Source organism: Flavobacterium franklandianum, assembly GCF_007097365.1.
Taxonomy (GTDB): Bacteria; Bacteroidota; Bacteroidia; order Flavobacteriales; family Flavobacteriaceae; genus Flavobacterium; species Flavobacterium franklandianum.
The window spans coordinates 137,217-149,471 of the sequence record NZ_VJZR01000001.1 but is presented as its reverse complement, the minus strand read 5'-3'; the positions used below and the strand labels follow the sequence as shown (position 1 = coordinate 149,471).

The following is a 12,255-nucleotide window of genomic DNA, read 5'->3' as shown; positions in this document are numbered from 1 at the left end:
ACAAAGGTAGCTATTTTTACAAAACCATCGTCAACTGGATTCTCTTTCTATCTTCATCCACTTCAGTGACTTTTACTTCAACGTGTTGGTGTAGTTTTACCACTTCATTTACATCGCTCACAAATCCTGCTTTGAGTTGAGAAATGTGAACCAAACCACTTTCCTTTAAACCAATATCAACAAAGCAACCAAAATTGGTAATATTGTTGACAATTCCGGGTAAAATCATTCCGGTTTTCAAATCTTTAATCGTTTTTACATTCGGGTCAAATTCGAAAACCTTGGCTAATTTTCTAGGATCCAATCCTGGTTTTTCAAGTTCTTTAATGATGTCTTTTATACCTAAAATTCCAATTTCAGGTGTGATGTAATTTTCGGCTTTAATCAAAGCTGTTTTTTCTTTATTGGCAATCAAATCGTTTACCGACAATTTCAAATCTTTCGCCATTTTCTCGACAATACCGTAGGCTTCGGGATGCACGGCAGAATTGTCTAACGGATTTTTTCCTTCTTTAATTCGTATAAAAGCAACGCCTTGCTGATAGGCTTTTTCGCCCAATCGTGGCACTTTTTTGAGCTGTTTTCTATCTTCAAACGGACCATTTTCCGAACGGTATTGCACGATATTTTCGGCCAACTTCTCTCCTATTCCACTCACGTAACTCAACAGATGTTTGCTCGCCGTATTTATATTTATCCCAACGGAATTCACGCAACGAATTACCGTATTGTCTAGTTCTTCTTTTAGTTTGGTTTGGTCTACATCGTGTTGGTACTGCCCCACTCCTATTGCTTTTGGGTCAATTTTTACCAATTCGGCCAATGGATCAGACAATCTTCTTCCGATAGAAACCGAGCCACGAACGGTCACATCGTAATTTGGAAATTCTTCTCGAGCAATTTTTGATGCCGAATAAACCGATGCTCCCGCTTCTGAAACTATAAATACTTGAACGGGTTTATCGAAAGCGATTTTCTTGATGAAAAATTCGGTTTCTCTCGAAGCCGTTCCGTTTCCGATGGAAATCGCATCAATTTGATACGCATTGACCATAGAACGAATTTTTTTCATCGCCATTGCCGTTTCATTTTGTGGTGCGTTCGGATAAATATTTTCGTTGTAGAGCAAATCGCCTTTTTCGTCCAAACAAACGATTTTACATCCCGAACGAAATCCAGGATCAATAGCCAAAATTCTTTTTTCACCCAAAGGTGGCGCCAACAATAATTGCCCCAAATTATTAGCAAAAACCTGAATCGAATTGGCATCAGCCTTGGCTTTGGCTTCTTGCAAAGCTTCGTTTGAAATGGCAGGATTTAGCAATCTTTTATAGGAGTCTTCGATGGCTAATTGTACGTGTGGAGTAGTTTTGTTTTGACTTTTTAATATTAATTCGTCAATAATATCATACGCTTCGTTAATATCAACTTCGACTTTAAACTTTATAAAACCTTCATTTTCGGCACGAAGAATTGCCAACAAACGATGCGAAGGTGCTTTTGTCAACGGTTCCGACCAATCAAAATATTGATTGAATTTTTGGGCGTCTTGATCGTCTTTTTTGGTTTTTACAACCTTGGTTGTAATCGTTGCTTTTCGTTGAAAAAGTCTTCGCAACTGTTTACGAACATAAATGTTTTCGTTAATCCATTCGGCGATAATGTCACGTGCACCTTGCAAAGCAGCTTCTTCGTTGATGACGTTTTCATTTATATATTTGGTGGAAATAAAGTCAACATCGTCGTTGTTTTGCGCCATTATTGTTTTGGCTAATGGTTCCAATCCATTTTCACGAGCGACATCGGCTTTGGTTTTTTTCTTCTTTTTGAAAGGTAAATAAATATCTTCCAATTCCTGTAAATCGAAGCTCTGTTGTATTTTTTTATCCAACTCGGGTAATAATACGTTTTGCTCTTCAATCGATTTTAAAATCGCTTCTTTTCGCTTTACGATAACTTCGTAATCTTTTTGGAGTTTGGCAATTTGTTCTATAAAAACTTCATCCAGATTTCCTGTTTTGTCTTTTCGATAACGGGAAATAAAAGGAATCGTGCAATCTTCTTGCAATAATTGAACCGTGTTTTGAATATTTATAACTGCTGTTTGAACAGTTTTGGCGATGAATTGTATGTTAGTCATTTTTGGATTTTTTTCGGACAGCTAAAATAATATCTTTGGAACTTAATTTATGCTAAATGGATATTTTATTCTACTATTTTTTGATTTTGAATGGAATGGCTTTTACGTTAATAGCTTATGACAAACATTTGGCAAAAGCTCAAAAACAAAGAATTTCAGAACGAACTTTGTTATGTTTTGTGCTTTTTGGAGGAACAATTGGTTCGGGTTTAGCAATGCTTATTTTTAGACATAAGACTTCGAAAATATCCTATTTGTGGAAGTTTTTTGGAATTGTTTTAATTCAAATTGCAGTTGTTTTTGGATTATTTTATTTGGGAGTTTTACACTATAAAATCTAAATAATTCTGTTTGTTAATCACCTCAAAAAACGTTAATTCAGTCAGTTGGTTGACGGAATTTGTATTAATCCTGAACTATAAAATCCTTAGAGTCTTCTTCTCTTTTATATTCAGGTTGAATATTGATGTGGTTAATTTGAAATTTATCGAATAAAACGTGCTCAATTTTATGCAATATTTCGTTGAATTCAGACATCTTTATGTCTTCGGAACAATCGAGATGGGCTTCGAGATGTAATTCTTCCTCATTGAGATACCAAACGTGAATGTGATGCAATTTATTGGCTCCTTCTATTTTATGCACTTCGCTAATGATTTCTTTGATGTCGATATGGCTAGGTGTAAAAAGCATCAAAATTTGAGTAGAATTCTTGAGTAAATAGTAGCCAACAATAAATAAATAAATAGCAATTGCCAACGTCAAAACGCTATCGACCCAAAACCATTGAAAATATTTCATCAACAAACCGCCAACTAAAACCGCAACCGAAGCCAACATATCGGTAAACAAATGCAAATAAGCCGATTTCATATTTAGGTTTTTATCGGCATCATTTTTTAATAATAATACAGACAAACCATTCATTACAATTCCTAAAAGCGAAAGCCAAATTACTAATCCAGATTTAATGTGTTCTGGATTGAAAAAACGTTCGATAGCACCATAAACTAAAAACAGAGCCACAATAATTAAAGTCATTGCATTGACAAAAGCCGCAATAAGTTCGGCTCTTTTGTATCCAAAAGTTTGATTAACAGAGGCTTCTTTTTTAGCTAATTTATTAGCAACATAACTAAAAACCAAGGAGAGAACATCGGAAAAATTATGTAAAGCATCTGACAGTAAAGCTAAACTTCCTGAAATAAGTCCACCAATCACTTGTGCTACAGTAATAACAATATTTAAAAAAATTGAAAAAAGTAGATTTTTACCTTCTACTTGATGATGATGGTGTCCGTGATCGTGGTTATGATTGTGTCCCAAAATATTAACAACTAATTTTATCTACTCTAGTTTGATGTCTTCCTCCTTCGAATTCGGTAGTTAAAAAAGTTTCTACAATTTCTATGGCTTGTTGAATTGATGTATAACGCGCCGGAATACAAACAACATTCGCATTATTATGCAAACGTGTTAAATAAGCTATTTCTTTTATCCAACACAAACCTGCTCTCACTTTTGGATGTTTATTCACCGTCATAGCAATTCCGTTTCCTGAACCACAAATTACGATTCCAAAATCAGCTTTTCCTTCCGAAACATCTGTAGCAACAGGGTGACCAAAATCTGGATAATCAACAGAACCATCTGTATCCGTTCCGTAATTGGTAACTTCGTGCCCTTTTGACTCTAAATATTGAACAATGGCTTTTTTGTATTCAGGTCCTGCGTGGTCGTTTCCTATGGAGATTTTCATTTTATTTTTATTAATTTTTGAACTGCAAATTTACTGAAAGAATTATTTAATTTTTTAAATATATTGTATTAAATCTATTTAGAGCTATACTATTAATAATGTGTGTTTTAAAGAATGTATAATAATTAACAATCTCTATAAAACATTGATTACTATATAATTAAAAAGTTAAAATTTTACATTGTTAATAGTAAAACCTAAATGCTTGATATTCAGTTAATGTTAAATTAACATAGAGTGTTTATAACTTTGGATAGAAAATTAGAAGTATTTCTTGTTTGTATTAAATAAAAACGTAATCCAAAACCGGAATGAAATAACCAAATTTAGTTTGATGAATTTTTAGAAAAGTTATTGATAGAAAAAATGGTATTATTAACAAAATTGCAATACTAACTTATTTACAAAAACAATCTTCTTTTAATTATTAACCATTGTTAATAGTTTTTTAAAATAAATTCAGAATGAACCTTTTAAGGTCGCTAAACTATGTTAATAAATCAATATAAAAACCTACAACTATAAAAACCTTATTTTAAAATTAAACTTATTGTAACTATTAACACGCTATAATAACCATTAAAAAAATAATTTAAATTTCTTTTTCTTTTTGTTGTTTTTAATAGATGTTGATAACTTCAAACTATTTCAAGATTGTTATTCAAATTATCAAGAATAGCTTGAACCTTTTCTAAATCATTTCTGTGAACTTTGAGATGAATTCCTCCATAGGCAATACTAGCGAAAGGATCAATTGATATTAGATTTTCGTTTTGAAACAAAAAAGGAATTCCTTCATTTTGTAAAATGGATTTCAAAACTATAATTTCGTGAGCAAAATTGAATGTGCTAATGGTTTGAAAATCTTCCATTTTATAAATTTTTATAAAGATACAAAGTTATATTTTAGATAATACTTAATACTTAATACTCTAAATCTTAATACTTCTTCGTAATTTTAGGCTTTTAAGAAAACAATTATGAGTAAAAATTTGAGAAAACCAGAAAATAAAGAGAAAGATTTTTCTAATAAAATTATAAAAATACTATCACAAAATTCCAATAAAGCCTACAACCACAAACAAATAGCTGCTATTTTAGATTTAGATGATACTAAAAGCAGGAACGAAATTATCCGAGATTTAAAAATTCTTGCTTCACAAAAAAAGATAATTGAATCCGAACCAGGAAAATACCTTATCAAAGCTTTAAGTCAAGATTATTACGAAGGAAAAATAGATATGACCGGTCGAAAAACTGCTTATTTTGTTTGTCCAGAATTAGAAGAAGATGTTTTTATTCCGACCAATAATTTGAACCGAGCTTTAGATAAAGATATTGTAAAAGTTTATGTTTACAATCGTAGAAAAGGGAGAAGACCTGAGGGAGAAGTAATTGAAGTTGTCGAAAGATCCAAAACTGATTTCGTTGGTGTCATTGATATTCAAAAGAATTTTGCTTTTGTATCTACAGCTAATCCTAAAATGTACACCGATATTTTTATTCCAAAAGATAAATTAGGCGAAGCAGAACAAGGTGATGTTGTTTTGGTTCATATCGAAGATTGGCCTAAAAGGGCGGATAGTCCTTTTGGTTCCGTAATAAAAGTGCTTGGAAAACCAGGAGAACACGATACTGAAATTCACGCAATCTTAGCAGAATATGGTTTACCAGCAGAATTTCCAGTAGAAGTAGAAGTTTTTGCTCAAAAAATTGATACTTCTATTACTGAAGAAGAAATTAAAAATCGTCGTGATATGCGCGATACTTTAACTTTCACGATTGATCCAAAAGATGCCAAAGATTTTGATGATGCCTTGTCTTTCAAAAAGTTAGAAAATGGTCATTACGAAATTGGAATCCATATTGCCGATGTTTCTTATTATTTAGAAGAAGGAACTATTCTAGATGATGAAGCGTATCAACGTGCGACTTCGGTGTATTTAGTAGATAGAGTTGTACCAATGCTGCCAGAAGTGTTGTCTAATTTTGCTTGTTCATTGCGTCCGCAAGAAGAAAAATATACATTTTCGGCTATTTTCGAAATTACAGAAACTGCGCAAGTGGTCAATCAATGGTTTGGAAGAACCGTGATTTATTCAGATCAACGATTTGCTTACGAAGAAGCGCAATACATTATAGAGACGAAAGATAATACTATTCCAGCCGAAACTTCTATCACAGGAAGTTCTTATGTGGTTTCGGATGAAATTGTAGCAGCAACGCTTAAAATGCAAGATTTAGCTAAAGTTCTGCGTAGAAATAGAATGAATAATGGTGCCATTTCATTCGATAAAGTGGAAGTAAAATTCAATTTAGATGATGAAGGCGAACCAGAAGGTGTTTATTTTAAAGTTTCAAAAGATGCCAATCATCTGATTGAAGAATTTATGCTTTTGGCTAATAGAAAAGTAGCAGAATACATTGGTAAACAAAATAAAACTTTTATTTATAGAATTCACGACGAACCAAATGAAGATAAATTAATTGCGATGCAAACTGTGATTGCAAAATTTGGTTACAAGATTGATTTCAGAAACAAAGGTGATATTTCAAAATCATTGAATCAGTTAATGGCGGATGTAAATGGAAAAAAAGAGCAGAATTTAATTGATACTTTAGCTATTAGAACAATGAGTAAAGCTAAATATTCGACCGATAATATTGGTCATTATGGTTTAGCTTTTGATTATTACAGCCATTTTACCTCGCCAATTCGTCGTTATCCTGATGTTATGGTGCATCGATTATTACAATTTTATCTTGATGGAGGAAAATCTGTAGACGAAGAAAAATACGAATCAAAATGTTTGCATTCTTCTACAATGGAAGGTTTAGCCTCGAATGCTGAACGTGATTCTATTAAATATATGCAAGTAAAATATATGCAGAATCATAACGATCAAGAATTTTTGGGTGTAATTTCTGGAGTAACCGAATGGGGAATTTTCGTTGAAATTATCGAAAATAAATGCGAAGGAATGGTTCGAATTCGAGAAATTAAAGATGATTATTACACTTTCGACGAAAAACAATATGCTTTAGTTGGCGCTACAACAAAATCACTGCTGCAATTAGGTGATGAGATTTACGTTAAAGTTAAAAATGCCGATTTAGTTAAAAAACAATTGGATTTTAATTTTATTAGAAGAAATGAATAAGTGATTTTATAGTTAAATATTTAAAATTTTATAAAAATGAAAAAGATAATTTTAATCGCTTTTGTGATGATTTCACAATTAAATTTTAGTCAAACAACTATCAAATTAGATAATTTTGATGAGTTGAAAGTCTTTGATCAGTTGAATGTAACTTTAGTTCCATCTACAGAAAATAAAGTAATTGTTAGTGGAAAAAACGAAAGCAGCTTCGAAGCAGTTAATAAAAATGGAGTTTTAAAACTTAGAATGTCAGTTACCAAAATGTTGTCTGGAGAAGATACGAAAGTAACATTATACTTCAAAAATATTCAAAGTATAGATGCAAACGAAGGAAGTATTGTGAGCAGCAAACACATTTTTAAACAAACAACAATACAATTATCAACCCAAGAGGGCGCAATGATTGATGTAGAACTTGATGTTGAGAATACTACGAATAAGTTATATTCTGCTGGTATAATTAGTTTATCAGGGAAAGCAGTTACTCAAAAAACGACTATTACTTCTGGCGGAATTTTTTATGGCAAAGATTTAGTAACTTCTCAAACATCAGTTAGTGTTTCAGCTGGAGGTAGTGCCGATGTAAACGCAACAACTCTTGTAAATGCAAAAGTAAAAGCTGGTGGAAGTATTTCTATTTACGGTAAACCAAAAGAAATAAAACAAGAAACCTTTGCAGGTGGATCTATAACGGAAAAATAATTATATTCCCCGAAAGAAATTTTCGGGGAATTCTTTTTGTATTCTATAATTGATAGCAATTTTTTAAAGTTTTTTTAATGATTAATGATATTTTATCGGGTATTCCTTGGGGAGTTTTTTTAAGTTTTTTGATTGGTCCAGTTTTTTTCATATTGCTAGAAACTAGTATTATAAAAGGATTTAGAGCTGCATTAGTCTTCGATTTAGGTGTAGTTTTAGGCGATATTATTTTCATCACCATTGCCTATCTAGGAAGTTATCGATTAATAACAAGTATTAAAGATAACTCGGCACTTTTTATGTTTGGAGGAATCTTGATGCTGGCTTATGGCGTTATTTCGTATATAGGATTACACAAGGAAAAAAAGGTTGATACACATAAAATAGAGAACGAAATTATCAGAAAAGATTATCTAGGCTTATTTATAAAAGGTTTTTTTTTAAACATTATCAACATTGGAGTTTTGGGATTTTGGTTGGCGATTATTATTTCGGTTGGACCTAAATTAGAAATGCAAACTTCAAGAATGCTTACTTTTTTTGCTTCTGTAATTGTAACTTATGTATTGGTTGATTGCATTAAAATACTTTTAGCTAAACAGTTAAAAAACAAAATGACACCAACTAATATTCTTAAAATTAAAAAAGGAATCAGTATTGTTATGATGATTTTCGGGATTGCTTTAATTATTCAAGGTTGGTTTCCAAAGGAAAAAGAAAAGTTGAAAGATGCTTTGGAAAGGATTGATAAATAGGTTTTTGAATATAAACAACTTGAGTATATTTATGAGTTAGTAGACATTTCAGAAAACCGAGAAAATGAAAACGTACAATTTGTTAAATAATAATTGTGAAAAAAATATATAAACTACTAGTATTTCTTATTCTTTTAGTAACAATTCTTTTATTTGTCAAGGGATATTTTTATAAAAAAGAAATTGAAAATAATAAAAAGGAAACTGTATGTAAATTTGTTTACTGCAAAAACGCTCCAAAAACAACGACAAGTTTTTTTAAATATTACGTCAATAAAAAATCATACAGAAATAGTTATGGAACTTGTCCTGAAAATTATGATGAAAAAATTAATAAATTTTATACAATAAAATACTCTAGCATTGATCCAAATAAAATTATTGTTGATTTTTCTAAAGAAATCAAAGATACCATTGAAATATTGAATGCAGGATTTAATTCTAGAGAATTAAAAAATTGAAATAATGATAGAAATAAATTAAAAAACCCTCAAGTTTACTTGAAGTTTTTAGAGTCTTTGTCTGGATTCCAACCATAAGATTAGACAAATTTTTAAAAATTGTCTAATCTAAAACAAAAAAAGAGACACATTTCTGTATCTCTTCTTGAGGCATCGTCCGTCCCGAAGCTTCGGGAGAACCGGAGTATTATCTTTACTTAATTTTTCTAAAATTAACCACAAAAAAACCCTCAATTTTCCTTGAAGGTTTCAGAGGTATAGTCTGGATTCGAACCATAACTTTACCTAATTTTTCACTAAAAATTAACCATAAAAAAACCTCCAAGTTTCCTTGAAGGTTTTAGAGGCATCGTCCGGATTCGAACCGGAGTAGGAGCTTTTGCAGAGCCCAGCCTAGCCGCTCGGCCACGACGCCATTTATTTAATGGTGTGCAAATATAAGTAAAAGTTTAAAAGTTTAAAGTTTAAAGTTTAAAAATTTTTGTTTTCTATTTTCTTCAATCTGAAATATTAATTCTGCACTCTGAAATCTTAATTCCTGTATTCTTCCATTTCTATAGTAACTGCTTCAACATCACCACCAATAGGAGGATTTAGTTTAGAAACTGCTAAAGTAATTCTTGAAATAGCCGCCACTTCATCGAAAATTCTTTTAATAATTCGGTGGGCAACATTTTCCAAAAGGTTGGATCTGATAGCCATTTCTTCCTCGACAATGCGGTTCAAAAACACATAATCAACCGTATCTTCTAGATTATCGGACAGAGCTGATTTACGTAAATCGGTTTTCACTTCTAAATCAACAGAATAATCAGAGCCTATTTTTCCTTCTTCGATTAAGCAACCGTGATAAGAGTAAGTACGGATGTTTTTTAGTTTTATAATTCCCATAATTTTTTGTTTAAAGTTTAAAGTTTAAGGTTGTGTTGTTAACTTTTTATAGGTTTCTAATGAAACTTTAAACTTTAAACCTTAAACTTTTTTACCTTTGCTAAAATTAAACAAAATTATGTCAACCGAAGAGAAATCACTTCATTTTATAGAACAAATTATTGAAGACAGTCTAGCAAGCGGTTTTCCCAAAGATAAATTACGTTTCCGTTTTCCGCCTGAGCCTAATGGATATTTACATATTGGTCACGCCAAATCCATTTGCTTGAATTTTGGTTTGGGACTAAAGTACAATGCGCCAGTTAATTTGCGTTTTGACGATACCAATCCAGCCAAAGAAGAGCAGGAATATGTTGATGCTATCAAAGAAGATTTGCAATGGTTGGGCTTCAATTGGGCCGAAGAACGTTATGCTTCTGATTATTTTCAGCAGTTGTACGATTGGGCTATATTGATGATCAAAAAAGGAAAAGCCTATGTTGACAGTCAATCTTCTGAGGATATGGCGACTCAAAAAGGAACACCAACACAACCAGGTGTGGATGGACCGTACAGAAATCGTTCGGTTGAAGAAAATTTGACTTTGTTCGAAGCAATGAAAAAAGGCGATTTCCCAGAAGGAAGTCACGTTTTACGAGCTAAAATTGATATGTCTTCAACTAATATGTTGATGCGTGATCCTTTGATGTACCGGGTTTTGCACCGTCATCATCACAGAACAGGAAATGATTGGAAAATCTATCCAATGTATGATTTCGCTCACGGCCAAAGTGATTATATCGAACAAATTTCACACTCCATTTGCACGTTGGAATTTGTAATGCATAGGGAATTATACAATTGGTTTTTAGACCAAATTTATGATGACAAGAAAGTAAGACCGAACCAATATGAATTTGCCCGTTTGAACTTGAATTACACCGTAATGAGCAAGCGAAAACTGTTGCAATTGGTTAAAGAAAATATTGTAAATGGCTGGGATGATCCAAGAATGCCTACAATTTCTGGATTGAGAAGAAGAGGTTATACAGCCAATTCTATTCGTAAATTCTGTGATATTATAGGTGTAGCCAAAAGAGAAAATATCATTGATGTTTCACTTTTGGAGTTTTGTTTGCGTGAAGATTTAAACAAAACGGCTCCAAGAGTAATGGCGGTTTTAGATCCAGTAAAAGTGATAATTACCAATTATCCAGTTGGACAGGAAGAACTTTTGGATGCCGAAAACAACCAAGAAGAGGAAGGCGCCGGTTTTAGAAAAGTACCTTTTTCGAAAGAATTATACATCGAAAGAGAAGATTTTCTCGAAGTGGCTCCAGCCAAGTTTTTCCGTTTGTCTTTAGGAAATGAAGTACGATTGAAAAATGCGTATATTATCAAAGCAGAGAAAATTATAAAAGATTCGGAAGGAAATTGTATTGAAATTCACGTCACTTATGACACCGATTCTTTGAGCGGAAGTGGGAGTGAAGCGGCTAAGAGAAAAGTGGCGGGAACCTTGCATTGGGTTTCAATCCAACACGCTGTGGAAGCAGAAGTTCGTTTGTATGACCGACTTTTTATAGACGAAGCGCCAGACAGTCATAAAGAAAAAGATTTTTTAGATTTTATGAATTCCAAATCTTTGCAAATTATTAAAGGATTTGTAGAACCAAGTCTTTCTTCGGCAAAATCTGGAGATAAATTCCAGTTTCAACGTTTAGGTTATTTTAATGTTGATAAAGATTCAACTGCTGAAAAATTAGTGTTTAACAAAACGGTTGGACTTAAAGATGCTTGGGAAGAAAAAGGAAAAAAAGAAGAAAACAGTATCAATAATGCTTTAAAGGAAATCAACAAATATTTCAAAGTTGGAACCAGAGAAGAGCGTATCGTTATACGAAAAGCGATAGGCGAGACCTTATCCGGAATTGCTAATTATAGTTTATTGCAAAATTCTTTCAAAAAGAATATCAATAACAATAAAACTTCTTTGTTGTTTGCCCAATTTATTTTGAAATATTCCAGTTTAAAATCGGCTGATTTTGAAAAAGAAGATTTAACCAAATTGTATTTGATGTCTCTTAGAAGTGAATCAACATTTGTTCGATCGAGAGCACTTTTGAATTTACTGAATTTAGAATACGAATCGGATTTTGTAAATTCCTTTGCAGCCGAAATTTTAAAATTAAAATCCAATCCGACGAAAACCACAACCGAAAGAGAATCGGAATTTATCGAACAAGTTTTAAATAAATAAAAACTATCAAAAGCGCTTTTAGGAGCGTTTTTTTTTATCATTTGTTTTTGTGATAGCTTTTGTAAATTACATCAACTTTAGCAATCAAAAACGACTTTCATAAATTGATTTTAAGGGATTTTTTTAAGTTTTACAGGTGTTTTGTTG

At 32.0% G+C, this 12,255-nt stretch carries 11 protein-coding genes and 1 tRNA gene; 6 read left to right on the top strand and 6 right to left on the bottom strand.

Annotation, left to right across the window (positions count from 1 at the left end; translation table 11 throughout):
• Positions 1–16: 16 nt before the first annotated feature.
• The gene (locus FNW17_RS00705) at positions 17–2,140 is read right to left on the bottom strand and encodes a Tex family protein (RefSeq protein ID WP_144070641.1); all 2,124 of its coding nucleotides are present in this window, start codon (positions 2,138–2,140) and stop codon (positions 17–19) included.
• A 56-nt stretch (positions 2,141–2,196) separates the two neighbouring features.
• Between FNW17_RS00705 and FNW17_RS00700 the strand changes: the two genes are divergently transcribed.
• Complete coding sequence (locus tag FNW17_RS00700; protein WP_143390401.1) at positions 2,197–2,481, top strand: DUF1294 domain-containing protein; 285 nt, start codon at positions 2,197–2,199, stop codon at positions 2,479–2,481.
• A 64-nt stretch (positions 2,482–2,545) separates the two neighbouring features.
• On the opposite strand, the gene FNW17_RS00695 is transcribed toward FNW17_RS00700, so the two are convergent.
• The 3 genes from FNW17_RS00695 to FNW17_RS00685 all read right to left on the bottom strand — a co-directional run bounded on the left by FNW17_RS00695 (position 2,546) and on the right by FNW17_RS00685 (position 4,771).
• Positions 2,546–3,466, bottom strand: coding sequence for a cation diffusion facilitator family transporter (locus FNW17_RS00695; RefSeq protein ID WP_143390402.1), 921 nt, complete (start codon positions 3,464–3,466; stop codon positions 2,546–2,548).
• Between the two features lie 4 nt (positions 3,467–3,470).
• Positions 3,471–3,899 carry a ribose 5-phosphate isomerase B gene (gene rpiB / locus FNW17_RS00690; protein WP_143390403.1) on the bottom strand — a complete coding sequence of 143 codons (429 nt, stop codon included), beginning with the start codon at positions 3,897–3,899 and terminating at the stop codon, positions 3,471–3,473.
• A 638-nt stretch (positions 3,900–4,537) separates the two neighbouring features.
• Positions 4,538–4,771 (bottom strand): putative signal transducing protein, encoded by a 234-nt coding sequence (locus FNW17_RS00685; protein ID WP_143390404.1) that lies wholly within the window; start codon positions 4,769–4,771, stop codon positions 4,538–4,540.
• A gap of 108 nt (positions 4,772–4,879) precedes the next feature.
• On the opposite strand from FNW17_RS00685, the gene rnr reads away from it, so the two are divergent.
• The 4 genes from rnr to FNW17_RS00665 all read left to right on the top strand — a co-directional run bounded on the left by rnr (position 4,880) and on the right by FNW17_RS00665 (position 8,978).
• Complete coding sequence (rnr, locus tag FNW17_RS00680) at positions 4,880–7,060, top strand: ribonuclease R (RefSeq protein ID WP_144070640.1); 2,181 nt, start codon at positions 4,880–4,882, stop codon at positions 7,058–7,060.
• A gap of 36 nt (positions 7,061–7,096) precedes the next feature.
• Positions 7,097–7,762, top strand: coding sequence for a head GIN domain-containing protein (locus FNW17_RS00675; RefSeq protein WP_144070639.1), 666 nt, complete (start codon positions 7,097–7,099; stop codon positions 7,760–7,762).
• A gap of 77 nt (positions 7,763–7,839) precedes the next feature.
• Complete coding sequence (locus FNW17_RS00670; protein WP_143390406.1) at positions 7,840–8,517, top strand: LysE family translocator; 678 nt, start codon at positions 7,840–7,842, stop codon at positions 8,515–8,517.
• Between the two features lie 95 nt (positions 8,518–8,612).
• Positions 8,613–8,978, top strand: coding sequence for a hypothetical protein (locus FNW17_RS00665; RefSeq protein ID WP_143390407.1), 366 nt, complete (start codon positions 8,613–8,615; stop codon positions 8,976–8,978).
• A 344-nt stretch (positions 8,979–9,322) separates the two neighbouring features.
• Here FNW17_RS00665 and FNW17_RS16225 read toward each other — a convergent pair.
• A tRNA-Cys gene (locus tag FNW17_RS16225) sits at positions 9,323–9,393 on the bottom strand.
• 116 nt (positions 9,394–9,509) lie between these two features.
• Positions 9,510–9,869 carry a dihydroneopterin aldolase gene (gene folB / locus FNW17_RS00660; RefSeq protein WP_144070638.1) on the bottom strand — a complete coding sequence of 120 codons (360 nt, stop codon included), beginning with the start codon at positions 9,867–9,869 and terminating at the stop codon, positions 9,510–9,512.
• A 118-nt stretch (positions 9,870–9,987) separates the two neighbouring features.
• Between folB and FNW17_RS00655 the strand changes: the two genes are divergently transcribed.
• Complete coding sequence (locus tag FNW17_RS00655; protein ID WP_144070637.1) at positions 9,988–12,108, top strand: glutamine--tRNA ligase/YqeY domain fusion protein; 2,121 nt, start codon at positions 9,988–9,990, stop codon at positions 12,106–12,108.
• Positions 12,109–12,255 lie beyond the last annotated feature (147 nt).